Source organism: Natrialba magadii ATCC 43099 (assembly GCF_000025625.1).
Classification (GTDB): Archaea; Halobacteriota; Halobacteria; order Halobacteriales; family Natrialbaceae; genus Natrialba; species Natrialba magadii.
In genome coordinates this window covers 773,196-790,741 of sequence record NC_013922.1, presented here as the reverse complement: position 1 = coordinate 790,741, position 17,546 = coordinate 773,196, and the positions used below count along the sequence as shown (strand labels likewise).

The 17,546-nt window shown below is 61.3% G+C and carries 14 protein-coding genes and 1 tRNA gene; 5 read left to right on the top strand and 10 right to left on the bottom strand.

Annotated features, from left to right (window positions below):
• Nucleotides 1–68 precede the first annotated feature (68 nt).
• Nucleotides 69–356, top strand: coding sequence for a DUF357 domain-containing protein (locus NMAG_RS03705; RefSeq protein WP_004216553.1), 288 nt, complete (start codon nt 69–71; stop codon nt 354–356).
• Nucleotides 357–412: 56 nt separating this feature from the next.
• Here the strand turns inward: NMAG_RS03705 and NMAG_RS03700 are convergent, their stop codons facing one another.
• From NMAG_RS03700 to NMAG_RS03680, 5 genes are all read right to left on the bottom strand, one after another.
• Entirely contained in the window at nt 413–1,150 is a 738-nt protein-coding gene (locus tag NMAG_RS03700; RefSeq protein ID WP_004216552.1) for a fumarylacetoacetate hydrolase family protein, read from the bottom strand.
• Between the two features lie 113 nt (nt 1,151–1,263).
• Nucleotides 1,264–2,112 carry a sugar phosphate isomerase/epimerase family protein gene (locus NMAG_RS03695; protein ID WP_004216551.1) on the bottom strand — a complete coding sequence of 283 codons (849 nt, stop codon included), beginning with the start codon at nt 2,110–2,112 and terminating at the stop codon, nt 1,264–1,266.
• 226 nt (nt 2,113–2,338) lie between these two features.
• Nucleotides 2,339–3,349 (bottom strand): UbiA family prenyltransferase, encoded by a 1,011-nt coding sequence (locus NMAG_RS03690; RefSeq protein ID WP_004216550.1) that lies wholly within the window; start codon nt 3,347–3,349, stop codon nt 2,339–2,341.
• Nucleotides 3,350–4,180 (bottom strand): sugar phosphate isomerase/epimerase family protein, encoded by an 831-nt coding sequence (locus tag NMAG_RS03685; protein ID WP_004216549.1) that lies wholly within the window; start codon nt 4,178–4,180, stop codon nt 3,350–3,352.
• A gap of 3 nt (nt 4,181–4,183) precedes the next feature.
• Entirely contained in the window at nt 4,184–4,984 is an 801-nt protein-coding gene (locus NMAG_RS03680) for a TatD family hydrolase (RefSeq protein WP_004216548.1), read from the bottom strand.
• A gap of 299 nt (nt 4,985–5,283) precedes the next feature.
• Here NMAG_RS03680 and NMAG_RS03675 point away from each other — a divergent pair, with 299 nt between their 5' ends.
• The 3 genes from NMAG_RS03675 to NMAG_RS03665 all read left to right on the top strand — a co-directional run bounded on the left by NMAG_RS03675 (nt 5,284) and on the right by NMAG_RS03665 (nt 8,339).
• The gene (locus NMAG_RS03675) at nt 5,284–6,531 is read left to right on the top strand and encodes an inositol-3-phosphate synthase (protein WP_004216547.1); all 1,248 of its coding nucleotides are present in this window, start codon (nt 5,284–5,286) and stop codon (nt 6,529–6,531) included.
• Nucleotides 6,528–8,033, top strand: coding sequence for an alkaline phosphatase family protein (locus NMAG_RS03670; RefSeq protein WP_004216546.1), 1,506 nt, complete (start codon nt 6,528–6,530; stop codon nt 8,031–8,033). The genes NMAG_RS03675 and NMAG_RS03670 overlap by 4 nt, the downstream gene beginning before the upstream one ends.
• Before the next feature lie 231 nt (nt 8,034–8,264).
• Nucleotides 8,265–8,339 (top strand) — tRNA-Glu (locus NMAG_RS03665).
• Between the two features lie 268 nt (nt 8,340–8,607).
• Here NMAG_RS03665 and NMAG_RS22410 read toward each other — a convergent pair.
• The 4 genes from NMAG_RS22410 to NMAG_RS03655 all read right to left on the bottom strand — a co-directional run bounded on the left by NMAG_RS22410 (nt 8,608) and on the right by NMAG_RS03655 (nt 12,247).
• Nucleotides 8,608–8,952 carry a transposase gene (locus NMAG_RS22410; RefSeq protein WP_237076815.1) on the bottom strand — a complete coding sequence of 115 codons (345 nt, stop codon included), beginning with the start codon at nt 8,950–8,952 and terminating at the stop codon, nt 8,608–8,610.
• 123 nt (nt 8,953–9,075) lie between these two features.
• Complete coding sequence (locus NMAG_RS22405; protein ID WP_160165668.1) at nt 9,076–9,384, bottom strand: hypothetical protein; 309 nt, start codon at nt 9,382–9,384, stop codon at nt 9,076–9,078.
• Entirely contained in the window at nt 9,384–9,689 is a 306-nt protein-coding gene (locus NMAG_RS22400; protein WP_160165667.1) for a hypothetical protein, read from the bottom strand. Before NMAG_RS22400 ends, NMAG_RS22405 begins: the two co-directional genes overlap by 1 nt.
• A gap of 299 nt (nt 9,690–9,988) precedes the next feature.
• The gene (locus tag NMAG_RS03655; protein ID WP_004216541.1) at nt 9,989–12,247 is read right to left on the bottom strand and encodes a CDC48 family AAA ATPase; all 2,259 of its coding nucleotides are present in this window, start codon (nt 12,245–12,247) and stop codon (nt 9,989–9,991) included.
• A gap of 622 nt (nt 12,248–12,869) precedes the next feature.
• Between NMAG_RS03655 and NMAG_RS03650 the strand changes: the two genes are divergently transcribed.
• On the top strand, nt 12,870–13,853 hold the full coding sequence (locus NMAG_RS03650; RefSeq protein ID WP_237076814.1) for a hypothetical protein: 984 nt from the start codon (nt 12,870–12,872) through the stop codon (nt 13,851–13,853).
• Between the two features lie 2,884 nt (nt 13,854–16,737).
• Here the strand turns inward: NMAG_RS03650 and NMAG_RS21940 are convergent.
• On the bottom strand, nt 16,738–17,106 hold the full coding sequence (locus tag NMAG_RS21940) for a hypothetical protein (RefSeq protein WP_191219369.1): 369 nt from the start codon (nt 17,104–17,106) through the stop codon (nt 16,738–16,740).
• Between the last annotated feature and the right edge of the window lie 440 nt (nt 17,107–17,546).

Sequence of the window (17,546 nt, the reverse complement as noted above, 5' to 3'; positions counted from 1 at the left end):
TCTTGGCCAGCCAGTTTTGCGAGCGACGCCGGCGACGCACTTACAGTTCCGTCCGAGAAGAACTCAGTATGGCTGCGGATCTCGCCGAAAAGACGGATCGGTACGAAGGATTACTCGCGGAGGCACTCGAGGAGGCCACGGTTGCACCCCGGGAGGGAACCCCAATGGCCGAGGCGGCGGCGGACTGCTACGGGATGGCAGAGTCCTACCTCACGGATGGCCGGCACTTCCGCGACCAGGACGACCTCGTGAACGCGCTGGCGTCGTTCTCTTACGGCCACGCCTGGCTCGATGCGGGGGCGCGTATCGGGTTGTTCGACGTGCCGACGGAGGGACATCTGTTCACAGTCGAGTGACTGGCTCACAACCGATCACTCCCACTCGAGACTGAGCCGCCGCGAAACTCATCGCATCAGGGAACGCGAACCGTGTGCTCGAGTACCCCCACGCCTTCGACTTCGATTTCGACCTCGTCGCCATCGTTTAGCGCACCGACGCCTTCCGGCGTGCCGGTCGCGATCACGTCGCCTGGTTCGAGCGTCATGTAGGTCGTGATCTCGGCGATCAGTTCCGGAATCGGGAAGATAAGCTGCTCGCGGTGGCCGTCCTGTCGGAGTTCGCCGTTGACGCGCGTCTGCACGCTGGCGTCGGCTGGCACCTCGTCAGGCGTCGCGAGCACTGGACCGAGCGGGGCGGCACCATCGAAAGCTTTGCCGCGGATCCAGTTCTGTTCCTGGCGCTGGTCGTCGCGGTTCGAAACGTCGTTCATGCAGGTGAAGCCCTCGACGACGTCCATCGCGTCGGCTTCGGGGACGTGACGGCACTGCTCGCCGATGACGACGGCGAGTTCGGCCTCGTGGTCGATTCGCTCCTTGCCGGCGGGAACGGTGACCGTGTCGCCGTGACCCGCGAGCGCGTTCGGTGGCTTCAGAAAGAGCAGTGGACGGTCCGGCACGTCGGATCCCATTTCGTCGGCGTGATCGGCGTAGTTGCGGCCGATACAGACAATTTTCGACGGCTCACACGGTGGGAGCACGTCAATCTCGTCGCTGTTGAGATCGTAGCTCTCGTTTGCGAAATGAACGTGGCCGCTCTCGAGTGTGCCTCGTCGAACTGCCCCTGCCGGGTCGCGGAATCGGACGTATTTCATGGCGGATGGGTTGGGACGATGGGGCAAAAACGTTGAGGTGGCGGCGGGGTTCGCGACGGGACGTGGTACTCCGGGCAGCGACTACAGCGGTTGCGAAGTGAAGGCCCACAACTTTAGACGTACTGTGAGAGTTCGTCGTAGGCCTCCCGAGCCGCCCGGTCAGGCTCGTCTGGATAGGTGTAGAGTTCCAGCGTCGCGAATCCGTCGTAGCCGATGTCGTCCAGCGCGTCGAAGATGGCCCGGAAATCGAGATCGCCCTCGCCTGGAATGCGGTGGTAGTGTTTCCCGCGTCGGCCGCCGACGATGTCCTCGAGATGGACGCCCGTAATCGAGCCGGCGCTGCGGCGGATACTCTTGACCACATCCTCGCCGTAGACTGCGGCATGACCCACGTCGAGATTGACCCCGAGACTGTCGCGGCCGATCTCGTCGGTCAGTGCGAGCACTTCGTCGGTGTTCTCGATCAGGAGTTCGGGTTCGAACTCGATCCCGACATCCACGTCGCGAGGTTCGGCGTAATCGAGAATCTCGCCGAGCGATTCGTGGAGATACTCGCGGGCCTCCTCGGGGGGCGTTCCGGGGAGCGGGCGACCGGTCGCGAGACAGACGGCGGGGGCGTCGACGGTCTCGGCGAGGTCGATAGCACGCTTCGTGTACTCGACGCGCCACGCGCGGGCGTCGTCGTCCGCCTGAATGATGCTCGGTTCGAAGAAAGACGAGGGTGGGGCGTCGTCGTAGTAGCCGGTCGCGGTGTTGGCGTTGATGTTCGAGACGGACAGTCCGGTCTCCTCGAGTGCCTTGATGAGGTCGTCCCGAGCGACATTGTCGAACTCGGGGAAGTAGGCGTGTGGCTCGTCGCCGAGGAGTTCGACACCGGCGTAGCCGTGGTCGGCGATGCGTCGGACGGCTTCTGGAAGGGAGTGGCGCGTGTACGCGTTCGTCGAGAAGGCGAGGTCGACCATGGCGACCGTACACCGACCCGCCACTAATGGATTTGTACGGGATGTGCAGGGCGAGTGGCGTAATTCGGCCTAATAGCTGCGTAGTGGCTCCCTGGTAGGTGGATTCGAGACGACTAAGACGACTGAGAGGACTGACACCATCGAGACCATCGAGACCATCGAGACCATCGAGACCATCGAGATCAGCGAGATCAGCGAGAGTATCGAGAGTATCGTGGTCTCGAGACTAGGTCACGTCGAACACCCGAGACAGCCCCACCGCCGGCACGAGAAACACAGCGACAGCGAGCCCCCACCAGATCCCAGCTACTGCTGCGAAGGCCGCGTCGAGCAGTACGAGTCCGAGCACGCAGGCACCCACCGCAGGCCCAACCGTTTCCGGAATCGGGTCCGCGTGCGCCACCCAGAGTGGCCTGCCCACCCACCAGCAAAAGAGCACGGCGAAGCCGAGCGCGAGGGCGGACTCGAGTACCCCCGTTCCCACACTCACGAGCACCCAGCCGAGCACGAGGAGCGCGGCGAGTGCGCCCGCGGCAGCAACGGCGATTGCAGGACGGTTCTGGCCCTGGGTTTCGCGGGCGGCCATGAAGGTGACGGCGGCGATGTAGACGACAACGATCGCAGGGACGGCGAGCAGCGCCGGCCCGAAGTCAGAAAGGACGAACCCGGCTGTCGCGGCGGTCGTGCCGAGGACGACGTTCAGGCCGCGGGTCGCGCCCATTGCGAGGAAGCCGACGCCGGTGCCCTTGAGCGGACCGTCGTAGGCGACGATTGCGCCGGCGAGCAGCGCGGCGACGATAGCACCGGGAGCGCCGGCCGCGGCGAACGCGACGGCGACGGCGGCGAGCAACAGTCCAGCCCCGAATCCGAACGCATCCCGTCGAGAGATGCGACCCGAGGGAATCGGCCGGTCGGGTCGTTCGCGGGCGTCGATCGGGGCGTCGAACGCGTCGTTGAGCGTCGTTCCGGCGGCGTAGAGCAGAATGGAGGCGGCGGCGAGTCCAGCCACTGCGGACAGTGAGAATTCAGCGCCGGCAACCGAGACGAGTGCCGCGCCGAGAATCACGTCGGGCGGCGCGGTGAAGAGGTTCGGGACGCGGACGAGTTCGGCGACGGCGGCGAGAGTCTCGCGGTGTGTAGCGGTTGTGGCGGCGTCAGAGGAAGTCGAAGTAACAGAGTCGGAGCGCTCACCACCCGCACCGCTGTCGCTGCTGCCGTCGACGCCCCTGCCGACCACCTACGCCCACCCGTGTTCCTCGAGATACGCCATCGCGTCGCGGGCCGTTTCGACCGCGGTCTCCTCGTAGGGGTAGAGTTCGACCGTGACGAAACCGTCGTAGCCGCGCTCGTCGAGTTCGCTGAGGAAGCCATCGATGTCCATCGCACCGTCGCCGAGTTGGGTGTGTTCGTGCGTCCGATCGTCCGGAATGTCCTCCAGGTGGTAGTGTGGCGTGTACTCGTGGAGGTCCGCGACCAGCGCGGCGGGATCCTCGCCGACGCAGTAGAAGTGGCCCGCGTCGAAGTTACACTTGATCCGGTCTGAGTCGACGCGCTCGAGCAGGTCGAAGAACTCCTCGGAGGTCTCGATCAGCAGGTCCGGTTCGGGTTCGACGAGGACGTCGACGCCGACATCCTCGGCGCGGGTGGCGACCTCCTCGAGTCCATCGATGAAAGTGTCCATCGCCCACTCGCGGGACTTCTCCTCGGGAATCGGGCCGCCAGGCTCGATCGAGATGTGTGGGATGCCGAGGTCGGCGGCGGTCTCGAGTGCGGCGAGCGTGTAGTCGACTCGCTCGCGGCGGTAGTCCGCGTCGGGTTCGATGAACGAGGGGTGGTGGAAGTCCTCGATCGCGGTCAGCATGAACGCGTTCCCGTTGCTGATCGCGATGTCGTTGGACTCGAGTGCGTCCTGGACTGCGCCAATCTCGTCCTCGGTGGCGGTGGGCGGGTAGAGGTGGGGCTCGTCGAAGAGGAGTTCGACGCCGTCGTAGCCCGCGTCGGCGAGTTCCTCGATCGCGTCGGTGAGGTCGTACTCGCGGAAGGCGTTCGTAGAGAAGCCAAACTGCATGGATCAGGCCTCGTAGTCGAAGTTCGGCGACTGGTTGAAGAACTCGTAGGGATTCTCGAAGACGACCTTTCGGACCTCCTCGCGGTCCCAGCCGCGGTCTAGCATTTTGTCGCGCGCCTTGGGAACTGCGAGCGGGTCGGAGGGATCCCAGTCGGCGGCGCTGTTGAAGATCATGTTGTCAGTGCCGTACTCCTCTAACAGGTCGATTGCGGCGTCGGCCTCGATCTTGCCGGGGTAGAGGGTGAAGCCGATCCAGCAGTCAGTCTGTGCGGAGATATCGATCGTATCCTCGGTGTTGTGGTCGATGATGATCCGGTCCTGGGTGAGGCCCATTTCCTCGATGATCTCGACGATGCGCTCGGTACCGGCCGGCTTGTCGGTGTGAGGTGTGTGGACGACGACGGGCAGTTCGCGGTCCTCGGCGATTTCTAACTGCTCGCGGAAGGCCCACTCTTCGTCGTCGGTGACCTGGTCGAAACCGATCTCACCGACGCCGACCACCGGATCGCGGTCGAGATACTCCGGAATGCGCTCGACGACCTTCTCGGCCATGTCCCGGTAGTTGGCCTCTTTGGGCTCGAGGCCGATCGTCACGTAGTGGTCCATGTTGGCTGTCCGCTCAGCCCGGTCGGTCTCGTGTTCGATGATCTGCTCGAAATAGTCGAAGAACGCGCCCGCGTGCTGTTTGTCCTGCCCGCTCCAGAATGCCGGCTCGATACAGCACTCGATGCCGGCGCGTCGCGCCCGCTTGTAGTCGTCGGCCGCGCGCGACACCATGTGCATGTGGGGGTCGATAATGCGCATGCCCCGGAGTACGACAGTGGTTCGGTTTTGGAATGCCGGTTGTTCACGCGGCTAATCTCATATTGTGCCTGAACGACGGTCGTCCGACTCGCGGGGAATGTCGTGTTAGTCTCGGCCAAACACGTGTTACGCGTGCTACGGCGGGCATAACAAAAGCCATCCCGGACAGATGGCTTCCGGATGAGTGAACACGCGCAGACGCCTTCGACGACTCCCGGAGCGGTCACGCACCAGTCGAGGCCGAGCGCCCCGAGCGCCGACGGCCTCCCCCAACCCACCCACTGCGCTCGTGATGGCCGATGAGCGCTGACTCGCCTCACGCAGCCGACTCGACCGACTCGCTCACCGGAGATCGGACCGGCGTCTGGCTCGTCGGCGCACGTGGAAACGTCGCGACGATGGCCATCGTCGGCGCACGGGCAATCGCCGCCGGTCATACCGATACGACCGGCATGGTCACCGAGCGCGAGCCAGTCTCGGCACTCGAGTTACCCCCCGTCGAGGAGTTCGTCTTCGGTGGCCACGACATCGATCCGACCTCGCTCGTCGAGCAGGCAGAGCGCCAGTGCGAGCGAAACGGCGTTCCCGACGAGGCAACCCTCGCGGGCGTCCGCGACGACCTCACTGCCGTCGACGAGCGCATCGAGGTCGGGACGGCGATCAACTGCGGAGCTGCGGTGACCGATGAGAGCCAACAACTCGAGGAGTCGCTCTCGATGCGGACCGTTCTCGACCAGATCCGCGACGACTACGAGTCGTTCCGAACCGCACACGACCTCGACCGCCTCATCGTCGTCAACGTCGCGTCCACGGAGCCGGAACTCCCCACAGCCGACCAGTACGACACTCGCGACGCGCTGGAAGAGGCACTCGACACCGACGACCGCGACCTGCCCGCAAGCGTTCTCTACGCCTACGCTGCCATCGACGCCGGCCATCCGTTCGTCAACTTCACGCCGAGCACGGGCAACGCGCTCGGCGGGGTACAGGAACTCGCCGCCGACCGCGGCGTCCCCCACGTCGGCCGAGACGCCAAAACCGGCGAAACACTCGTCAAGTCCGCGCTCGCGCCCATGTTCGCCGGCCGAAACCTGAACGTCCTCTCCTGGGAGGGCCACAACATCCTCGGCAACAAGGACGGACTCGTACTCGAGGACGAGCAAAACGCCGCCGGCAAACTCGCGAGCAAGGGCGACGTACTCGAGTCCATCCTTCCAGAGGTTGGCCACAATCGGGTCCGGATCGACTACACGCCGTCGCTCGCGGACTGGAAGACGGCCTGGGACTACATCCACTTCGAGGGCTTCCTGAACACTGAGATGACGATGCAGTTCACCTGGGAGGGGTCAGATTCAGCGCTGGCCGCGCCGCTCGTGCTCGATCTGGTTCGGCTGATCGCACATGCCGACGAATACGGTGACGGGGGTCTCCAGCCCCACCTCGCCTCGTTTTTCAAGGCCCCGCTCGGGGTCGACGAACACGATTTCTCGAAGCAGTTGCACTGGTTGTACGACTATGCTGCGACCCATAGCGATACCGAGGTATGACTGACGACACCGGAAGCCACGACACGGCCAGTACCGACAGCACCGAACGGACCGAACAGACCGAACAGACCGCACTCGAGTTCGACTCCGAAACGATCGACTCCACAGGCCGACTCATCGTTCTCGACGTCGTTGGGCTCCAGCCCCAGCACATCGACCCTGAACGGACGCCGACGCTGCACTCGCTCTTTCCGAACGAGCGGGTGACGGATCTTCGACCACCATTTCCCGCACTGACGGTGCCAACGCAGACGACCCTCGCGACCGGGACTGGGCCGAGCGAGCACGGCGATGTCTCGAGCGGTGAGTTCGACCGCGAGCGCCGGGCCGCCGAGTTCTGGGAGCGCGATCGCGCGGACCGGAATCGAATCTGGGAAACCGCAAGCGAGGCCGGGCTCACGACCGGTGCCCTGTTCTTCCAGCACCTGATCGGGACGTCCGCCGACGTGGCCGTGACGCCTTCGCCCATCGAGGACGAGGACAACAACCTGATCGAGATGAACTGCTGGACGAACCCCAATGGGTTCTACGACGACCTCCAGGAAGCGTACGCCCACTTCCCCCTGCACAACTACTGGGGGCCAGGCGCGAACGAGGAGGGAAGCCAATGGATCCTTTCGGCGGCGCGCGAGGCGGTCGAGCGCTTCGATCCCGACCTGCTCTGGGTGTACGTTCCCCATCTGGACTACGTCGGTCAGAGCGACGGGCCGAGTTCCGACGCGTTCGACGCGGAACTCGAGACGGTCGACGAGATGCTTGGAGACTTTCTCGACTTCCTCTCGGAGACCGACCGCTGGGACGAGACCGCGGTCAACCTCTTGAGCGAGTACGGCTTCCACGACGTCGAACAGCCAGTGTTCCCGAATCGGGCACTTCACGAGGCGGGACTCCTCGAAACCGATGCGGAGGGTGACGCCGACATTCCGAACTCCGCCGCGTTCGCGATGGTGGATCATCAGATTGCACATGTCTATCTGGACACGGACGCAGACGCGGGCGCGGATGCGGGGACAGACGACGGCGCGAACGGAAACGCGGGCGTGGACGGTGACGCACTCGAGTCGGCCCGCGAGTTGCTCGCCGATCTCGACGGCGTCGCCACCGTCATCGACGACGCCGAGAAGGCCGAGTGGGGGATCGACCACCCGAACGCGGGTGATTTCGTCCTCGTCGCGGAGCCGGACGCCTGGTTCCAGTACTACTGGTGGACCGACCACGACAACGCGCCGCCGTACGCGACCGACATGGACATCCACGACAAGCCCGGTTTCGACCCCTGCGAACTGTTCTTCGGTGAGGAGGGAATGGTCTCGCTCGACCCCTCGACGGTCAGCGGCTCCCACGGCCGCGTCGACGAATCCGCCTACGGTTGCTACGCCCTGGGCGGCCCCGCCGCGCGCGATGTTGATCTCAGTGGCATCGACGCCGTCGACGCGACGGCCGTGACGCCGACGATCGAGGCGGTACTCGAGTACGGGACGCTCGATCAGACAGCGGAGTGAATCGATTGGGTGTAACCCGACTGAGTGTGGATTGTTAACGGAGACCTGGGAAGAGTTGGAGGATGGTGGAATACTAATTCAGCACTTTGAACAGCTGAGATGGTGGAAACCGTGAGTGTGAGCGTTTCGAGATGGGGCTCACACGCTGTGTGCGTCAGCACGTGTCACGACGGACGTGGAACGGAACGTTTTTTATTAACCCTCGGCAAGCAAAGAGTGCGTACGAGACACGCTCCGTTGGTGTAGTCCGGCCAATCATTTCGGCCTTTCGAGCCGATGACCAGGGTTCAAATCCCTGACGGAGCACTCTTCTGAGGAACAGCGTAACGAAGAAGGAAGCGCACGCTCTGGGATTTGAAGCACGGAAATCCGAGTGAAGCGAGGATTTGCATCGGGTTCAAATCCCTGACGGAGCACTACATTTGCGGGCAAATGGCTCAAAGGTAGTTTTCCCGTTTTCTCTCGATTACGCAATCTGCGTGAAGTACCCCCGCACGGTGGCGCGGGGCGTCCGTGTTTAGTCCTGCACTGCTGATGCAACGGTCTTTAATTCCTCTCGCGCTTCCATCTCTGGTTACGCCTCCCCTGCGGAGGTAACATCCGAACGCGAATGGCGTCCGTGAGAGTCGGCGGCTCCACCACCGCCCGATGCCGCCCGTCTCACCGTCCGAACTCGTGGAAGGGTTTCGAGAGACGGCACATTTCCAGACTGCTCGTCAAACCAATTCTGCACAACGCACACCGCCGCCTTCCTATCGGAATGGTCTTGAAACTCGCACTGCTGGCACTTGAACCGCTTTCTGTGTCGGTTCGCTCGTTCTGTGTGCTGGCACTCCGTTCTTGGGCACCGCTGGCTCGTGTACTCCGGGTCAACCACATCGCTGGGAATCCCTTCCCACGCAGCCTTGTACGACACCATGTTTTGGAGTGCAGCAAACGGGAGTGTTCTGCATCCGCTTGCGCTTGGTGAAAAACTCGTGTCGCTGTTCTTTCACCGACGGGTACTCAAACACCACGGAGTCTTTCACCGACCCATTTCGACTCATTGCAGCAGTGCAATACAGCCCTCGTTCACATCCACACCAACAATTGTGTCCGCGTCGTTCTTGCTGGCGACGTGATGAGTCTCGTGGGTGACTGTTACGTGGAGTCGCCACTCACCGTGTTTGTGAACGACTTCAACGGTTCCAACCCGCCACTCTTCGTCGTTGAATGCGATTTGGAGTCTGTCGAAGTGGTCGGGGTTGCCACGAAGTTCACCTTTGACGTGCGTGCCTCTTGTGGCGGTGATACGGAACCGAACCGTCTCGTCGTCTTCGGGGAACAGGCGATAGCCTTCTCCGTGGTTCATCACCATCGGGTACGACTCGTCGGTGTATGGGTAGGGTCGCCCCACCCGTCATCTTTGTTGTCGTGATTGGTTTCGATTTCACCGAGTGCCTTGTCAACGATGAGTTGGGTGGTGTTGTTGACGTGATCAGCGTTGGCGACAACAGTTGATTTGATCTCGTCCCAATCCCAACCAGCTCGGTCGAGTCGATTGGCTTCGTTGCGGATGCGGCGGGCCTCAAGACAGCCCGTTTGCAGGTCGTCCCCACTCCCCGTATGGATGTCTAGTCCGAACGATAAGGTTTGGGTGAGTTTGGACGACTGCACTGGATTTTGATATGCTTAGCTACCTGTTAAAAGCTCGTGTTTTGACGCGCTTCACCCACGGGCGCGGTGGCCCGTGGTACTCGCGCTATTTTTCTTTTATAGATATCACCAGATATCAGCCCTCATTGTTCAATCTGTTGAAGAGTATCATAGGCACGAGTGTTTCTCCGGTATGCTGCCGGTTCCTCTCGAGTACGGGTTGGAACCTCGAACATCATGCTTGGCGGACATCTGATGGCGGATTCCATAGCCCTCAGGCTGTAGAGCAGGTCAATCCGAGCGGCTCTCCTGGTGTGTCGTCAATTGAACTTCCGCTCGAGTTCCTCGTATCGACGTTTTATCGCTTGGTTGACACTCGAGCTCGTGCTTTTGATCGCGTGATCGAAGTGCTCGGCAGTCACTGTGATCGTTCCGACACCGTCGTCGACGTCCGACGGTGTCACCCCATCGACGTACTCCCGTGCAGCCTCCATCGCGGCCTCCCGACAGATCGCTTGGACATCCGCGCCGACGTATCCCTGTGTCCGACCGGCGAGACGGGCAAGTTCGACATCGTCGCCGATCGAACGGTGTGCCGTGTGGACGGCAAAGATTTCGCGACGTGCCTGCTCGTCTGGTATTGGAACATGGATCTGACGGTCGAACCGTCCCGGACGCAACAGTGCGTCGTCGATGAGGTCCGGTCGGTTGCTGGTCGCAATCACGACGACGTCTTCGAGTTCCTCGAGACCGTCGAGTTCCGTCAGCAGTTGGGATACCACGCGTTCCTGAACGCCGGAAGCGTCTCCACCACTCCCACGTTCGGCAGCGATGGCGTCGATCTCGTCGAAGAAGACCACCGTTGGCGCGTTCGAGCGAGCCTTCTCGAACACCTCTCGGACTCCTTTTTCGGATTCACCGACGTACTTGTTGAGCAATTCGGGCCCTTTGACCGAAATAAAATTGCTCTGGGCTTCGCTCGCGACGGCTTTGGCCAGCAACGTTTTCCCAGTCCCTGGGGGCCCGTACAGCAAGACGCCGTTTGCCGCACTGAGATGGAGTTCGTCGAAGACGGGTGAATACGCGAGAGGCCACTGGATCGTCTCCCGAAGTCGCTCTTTCGTCGTCTCGAGACCGCCGACCTCATCCCAGGAAGTGTCCGGCACCTCGACGAACACCTCACGGAGCGCGGACGGATCGACGCTGCTCATCGCGTGCTGGAAGTCACGGTCCTCGATACGGATCGCTTCGAGTGCCGCCGCGTCGATCGTATCCGCCTCGAGATCGAGATTCGGACGGACCCGACGGAGTGCCCGCATCGCTGCTTCCTTGGCGAGTTGTTCGATGTCAGCACCGACGAACCCGTGGGTATCTACGGCGTACTCGCTGAGGTCGATCTCTTCGGACAGCGGCATTCCACGGGTGTGAACCTCGAAGATTTCCTCGCGGCCGTCTCGATCCGGAATGCCAACTTCGATTTCTCGGTCGAAACGGCCACCTCGTCGGAGCGCGGGATCGATCGCATTGAGACGGTTGGTGGCTCCGATAACCACGACTTCACCGCGCTCTTCGATACCGTCTAGCAGTGAGAGTAATTGTGCAACGATCCGGCGCTCGACGTCGCCGCTGGTCTCGTCGCGTTTCGGTGCGATAGAGTCAATCTCGTCGATAAAGACGACCGCAGGTGCGTTTTCCGTTGCGTCCTCGAAGACGGACCGGAGCTGTTCTTCCGACTCACCGTAGTATCGAGACATGATCTCCGGGCCGGAAATATCCGTGAAGAACGCGTCTATCTCGTTGGCGACGGCTTTTGCGATGAGTGTTTTCCCCGTTCCCGGCGGCCCATGCAGCAACACGCCTTTTGGTGGATCGATTCCCAACTGCTGGAAGAGTTCCGGATGGCGCATCGGCAGCTCGATCATTTCACGGACCTGTTCGAGTTCGTCGTCGACGCCACCGATGTCCTCGTAGGTGATGTCCGGCGGTTCCGTCTGGATCTGTGATTCGGACTGGGACGCAGACGCCAACTGATCGTCGCTCGACTCCTCGTGATCCTGCGCTCGTTCAGCCGGTCGTCTTTTGACAGTCAGTTCCGTCGACTCGACGACGACGGCGATATCGCCTGGCTGACTTTCTGCGACCTGTATGGGGATCCGTCGTTCCGAGATTGACGAACCGGGCCCAAGCGCGAGCGAAATGTGGACGGTTTGTCCGGGATCAATTGCCCGCCCTTTGAGCTTTCGCTTGACGATGGGGGCAAGATCACCGTCGACACGCAGCGTCTCTGGAGCGGTTACAGTGAGGGTCGTTGCAGCCGGGAGATCGGCAGCCGACACGTCGACGGTGTCATCGATATTGGTGCCGACTGCCTTCCGAAGCCGTCCGTCGATACGAAGAATTCCCAATTCTTCGTCTTCGGGATATCCTGGCCAGATTCGAGCAGCTACCTCGCCACTATCGCCCTCGATAAAGACGTAATCACCGTTTTCAATACCGAGTTCAGTCATCGCTGCTCGGTCGACGGCAGCGAGGCCGCGACCGGCATCCTTCTGGCTGAGTGATTTTACCGTGAGTTCCATTCGTCGAGTTGATAGTAGTGTATTACTCTCCATTAATACGTTCTCATCGAGGATTAATTAGATAATTATAAATACATGGATTATTGATTCGTGGATTGTCTCGATTAGGTCCACCTGTGGTCAATCGTCAGTACCAACCGTTCGTTCGCTTGTATTGCTCCGCAGATGTTTTCTATAACTATGCTAAAGTATTTATATTTCCATTATAAAACAATGTCAGTAACGTAGCTATGAATAGTAGCGTAGCACGCTCGAGTGGTGGGGCATCCATAATACGGGCAGGCTCTCATCTGGCGAGAGTAGAACGGGAGAAGAAGCGACATCAATGGCGTCGGATTCACTCGGTTTCGCCCGGAGTGCTACGAATCGGTGTTCGCCACCGTCGCCGTGGTCCACTGGAGTACGCATCGATCCGAGCGCAGACTACTGGACAATGACGATCACAACAAAAGCAAAGAAAGCGGTTGCAACGTCGGTGAACCAGTTTATCAAACCGGCTCTTCCCGCTGTGATACTCGCGACGGCGATCGCGATAGCGGTGACACTGGCGTTCTGGGTATCCGGATGGCTCGACATCGTGCCACTCGTGACGATACCTGTCGTGGGATGGGAGTTGGTACCGATGCGAACCACCTTCCTCACAGCGTTTCTGTTCGGACTTCTTCTCGGTGGCTGTTACCTCTTGTATCGGAACAACCGCGAGACGATACACCAGCGCTGGGAGCAGTACTCGACGTGGGCAAAAGCGATGCTCAGCGGGTGGGTTGCGGCCCTGTCGGTCGCTGTCGTATTGGCGGTAGGATACGCCCTCGGCTGGATCACGGTACCGATACTGTTCGTTGGCATACTACTAACGTGGCCGCTTGCAGTCGGAGCGGTGTTGTTAGGCTACCGAAAGAGCCGACGTACGTCTTCGACACTCGGATCGATTAGGGTCGGATACGTGCTTACTCGAGGGTTAGAAAGCCGAACCCTCGCGATGATCGTCGGTCTCCTCGTCGCGATTGGCAGTGGTCTTATCGTCGGCGTCGTCACATGGTCTCTCGATCGATACCTCTGGTGGGTTCCCGTACTCTGTGCCGGGCTACTCTGGGGAGTAGTGACGCTACTGCTTTACAACCGATACGAAAAACGAACGGTCGAACGCACCGATCTCATCAGTACGGACATCAGGACTCCGGAAGCGCGGAACAGTTTCGAACTGATCGTTCGGAACAGCTCGAACCGATCGATCGATCTCTCGGAATCACTGATCAGGGACACAGATCTCGATCTCTTCAGACCTGGCGTCGATACGACGATCAGGCCGGGAGAAGAGGGGACCTTCGAAATAGACGAAGCGTTCTCGCTCAAGCCAAACGACGACGCCCTCAAACTCCCGCTCGGATACAACCTCAAGCGAGGCGGAGAGACGCCGACAGTGTTTACGAAAGACGGGGAAGTCTACTACCTCCAGTGGACGGAGCAAGCCGCAAGCGCAATCGGTCGGGACAGCTCGAAACACGTGACCGATTCCGTCGAAGAAGACAACGATAGCCGTCACTCAACCGCCAACGAACCCGATTCGGTCGTTGGTGCAGCCGGTAGTCCAACGCCGCAGGATTGACACTCGAGATATCGATCGCATAACGTATGTACGACCCTGAATCCGGACCCAGGACGTGGCCGAACGCTGTCGAGGAACCGATTCGTGACATCAGCGTCAGTATGGACTGGAGCGACGGGAATGCACGGCGAGAATCGGAATACAACGACGGGACGAGTGAACGACATTCAGTCAGCCAGACGAGCGTTGGCCACCACGTGGCAGCCGTTCAGAATCGGCATCGTGGCATTCTCACACTCGAGCCATCGAGGCTGATCGGCGGATTTGCGCTCCGAATCCTCAATCGGTATTCGACGGCCGATCGAACGTACCGCCTCCGTGACCGGTATGTCCCTCCACCGGAGGACCACGGGGCGAAACCCGCCACGAACGAAGACGACACGACCGACCACCAATCGGACCGAGAATTAGCGGCAGTGTCGCTTCTTCCCGACGACCCACCGGAACCGTTCGGACTCAACACCGATGGAGATCCACCGTCGTGGATCGAAACGTCCACAGCGGACCAGTACAGCTCGCCGGCGCGGAGAGAAACGCAGAGACGAGCACGCAACTCCACGTTCGGCGAAGTGCGCGCCCATCTCACGCCCATGGCTCCCGAAGCCGAGTCGGCGATACAAGAGACGGACACGAATCGAGACCATCAGGTCATCGAGGAGCAATCCCCGACCCGGAACAACCGAATACCCCGTCCAGTCAGCGAAACCTCATTCGGGGGCGGGACCGCGACTGATAGGGATTATCGTAGCCAATCGGTGATTCCGAGGCGCGGTCTTCGGCGTTGTATCTCGGTCCGTCGGAGGGGAACTATGAACTTCTACGATAATCCCTATGATACTGTCGAACAAAACGAATCACAGGCTTTTGACCGAGCGAGGGGTCGAAAAACAGTACTGACTTTTGTCCGACAGTATGAATGGACGTCTACCGCGAACGAACCGACTGCGACAACAGCGGACGAACGAAGCGGAACAGTCGCCGTCGAAACCGGGATTTCGGGTGCTCCCGAACTCCGGCACCGACAGCGCACACCCTCGAGGACACCAGTAGCGACCGACGACGTGCCGACCCCGACGACCCACGTTGATCAACGGTCGTCACGAGAGAGGGCAAGAACGACGACGGACGATGATCCTTCGTCGATAGCGACAAAGCAAGGCGTCCACGGGGGCCGCACCCGTCGATCGGCGCGCCCCATCGGTTCCGCGGCACCGACTGGACGAGCGGCCGGTGACGACATTCGACGGCTTCGGTCGAACTGGACAACAACACAGCACCGAAGCCAGCGAAGCAAGGCGAGCGAATCGGTGTCGACTATCGTCCGGTCTGGTGATAGTCAGTCACCGGCGACGGAGACGATGGGGCCATCCAACGACGCGTTGTCGCGCCAAGGAGACCCGTCCGATCACCGCCTTCTGGGTGACTGGTCTCGATCACAGAACGTCGGCCAGATCGACGACGGAGCGAACGAATCCACGGTGCTCGAGCGTCAACGGTCCACTGTCCGAAAGCAACGAACTGTTCGAACAGTTACCGCGGCTCGAACTGACCGGCGGCGACCAACGGACTGGAGACCCCGAGCCGCCCGAAGAACCGTTCCGGCGGTTGCGGAGTTGACAGCTGATGAGCGACGAGCGGCAGGTCGGCAGGACAGTCAACGAGACAGTCAGCGAGACGGTCAGCGAGACAGTCAGCGAGACAGTCAGCGAGACGGGATGTCTGTCCTGACGACTGCCAGTCGCTCGAGGGATGTCGGATACCGATCCGAATCTCAAACAGGCGCAACTAGTGACGGTACCCGTTCGTACGGTGACAGCGACGGATCGTCGTCCGACAGCGGAGGGTCTGACAGCCCCGTCCGTTCGACGACTGCAGTCATCCCGCGTCAGCCGTCTCCACACGTCCCCGGAACCAGCGTCGGACGGGAGGGGGTCGAAGCGGCGGATCGCGTCACCGCTGCGGACAGCGTGTCACCAGTTACGGCCCAGTCCACTCCCGCGAAATCGGTTCGGAAGCGACCTCGATCTCGAGTGAACCGCCAGTTCCCCACAGCTCGTGCTGGTTCCGACACCCACAGTGGATCCGATCCACACTGGACCGAGACCGAGACAGGAGCCGCCAGTTCTTCGCCGGGCAGGGCGAGTATCGATCCCAGAGAGACGGCACCCACCGGTGACGATGCGTCCGTAGTCAGAGCAGAATCGTCTTCGACCCCGATCCCGACCGACCCGACTCCGCGAACCGCAATCGGATCGCAACTCGTCCACAGACCGGCTCGGATCCAGCCTACGGAGGGGAGCGAACACGGACGACAGAAGCCATTCGCGGCGTGGAAACCAGCCCGACCGAACGAGGTCCACGCGGGATCGCCAGCAAACGAGAGCAGTGGTGTTCACCGATACCGTGCGGTTTCGAACCGGAACACGGCTGGCGGGGACACGGCCACGGAAGAGACCCGCAACGCTGCGACCGCGCTGAACCTCGCCAGAAGGGAGATTGGGGGTGACGTGGATCGAGATAGTATGCGTAAATCCGTCGATCGATCGGCGTCGTTCGAATCGACGACGGTACCACCGTCCCACCCCACACTCGAGTACCGCGGTTCGGATTCCAAACGGTCGTCACGACGCGCAGCATTCCGAACGACGACACCCGAGAACACGCGACCGGAGACGACCGGACCCACGTCACGGATCGGAGCGATACTGACTGAGATCGGCCGGGATGTGTCCCGCTCGCCGTCCGTGTCCCGACTCGATAGCCAATCGCCAGTCGAAATCAAACCCACAGAGACGGCAACGAACGCGTCGAACGGCAGGCCAACCGATCGAACTGCGAAATCGCAGCAACTCGTCTCGGCCGCTTCCGTCGATCGTCCGGGGGATCACGGGACAGTCCGAGGCCAGTCGAACCACCGATCACAGCAATCGGTATCGCTATCCGCAACGACCGCACGCTCGTCGCCGAATGGATCGGTTACCGACCCGACCTCGACAAACCTGCACGTGGACACGACGCCGGTCTCACAGGCGACCAGTACCGCTTTCATAACCGAGCGTTTCGACGCCAGTAGTCGGCTCTCGATCGGGTCGACCCCACGAAACGCTAGCGATCGGATCGCATCGATTGGGTCATACACTGTGGCCACAGATGTCCGAATCACGTCCACCAGTCCCGTGCCGACGCCCTCGAGGGCGGTGCCATCTTCGTCGGCTGCGACCGCCCGGGGGACGGAATCACGAGCGAAAGTCACGTTTGCGGGGACAGGGACACCTGCGAAAGACGACTCGCCGCTCGAGCCGACGGGTCGGCTCCCCAGTCCGACGAATCAGGATACGGGCCGGACGACCGCCGAGCAGGGACAGATCGCGAACGACGCCACCAGGAGTTTCGGGACGACGGTCTCAGCTACTGAATCCGAAACCGGTGGTCTCGGGTCGGTGGCGACGTCGGAGCGATCCGTACCCACGCTCGACAACTCGGCGAGACAGACACAACCAGAACGTCAGGAACGCGCCTCGAGTCCGATGACGTCGACGCCGAGCAACCGTACGGAACCTCGACCGTCGTCATCGCGGCTCTCTCTTGGTACCAGCAGTTCGGTTAGTGGCAGTGAAGCGAGGAGTTCGGTTTCAGAAACGGCGGCAACCGAAGACACTGCTGGGATAGGTCGCAGTCCTGATCGGGCTTCCA

Coding starts and splice junctions, on each gene's coding strand:
- NMAG_RS03685 (WP_004216549.1), bottom strand. CDS start 4,180: ATGCAGTTTGGCTTCTCTACGAACGCCTTCCGCGAGTACGACCTCACC.
- NMAG_RS03705 (WP_004216553.1), top strand. CDS start 69: ATGGCTGCGGATCTCGCCGAAAAGACGGATCGGTACGAAGGATTACTC.
- NMAG_RS03650 (WP_237076814.1), top strand. CDS start 12,870: ATGCGAACCACCTTCCTCACAGCGTTTCTGTTCGGACTTCTTCTCGGT.
- NMAG_RS03695 (WP_004216551.1), bottom strand. CDS start 2,112: ATGGTCGACCTCGCCTTCTCGACGAACGCGTACACGCGCCACTCCCTT.
- NMAG_RS22410 (WP_237076815.1), bottom strand. CDS start 8,952: ATGGTGTCGTACAAGGCTGCGTGGGAAGGGATTCCCAGCGATGTGGTT.
- NMAG_RS03680 (WP_004216548.1), bottom strand. CDS start 4,984: ATGCGCATTATCGACCCCCACATGCACATGGTGTCGCGCGCGGCCGAC.
- NMAG_RS22405 (WP_160165668.1), bottom strand. CDS start 9,384: ATGAACCACGGAGAAGGCTATCGCCTGTTCCCCGAAGACGACGAGACG.
- NMAG_RS03670 (WP_004216546.1), top strand. CDS start 6,528: ATGACTGACGACACCGGAAGCCACGACACGGCCAGTACCGACAGCACC.
- NMAG_RS03655 (WP_004216541.1), bottom strand. CDS start 12,247: ATGGAACTCACGGTAAAATCACTCAGCCAGAAGGATGCCGGTCGCGGC.
- NMAG_RS03675 (WP_004216547.1), top strand. CDS start 5,284: ATGAGCGCTGACTCGCCTCACGCAGCCGACTCGACCGACTCGCTCACC.
- NMAG_RS03700 (WP_004216552.1), bottom strand. CDS start 1,150: ATGAAATACGTCCGATTCCGCGACCCGGCAGGGGCAGTTCGACGAGGC.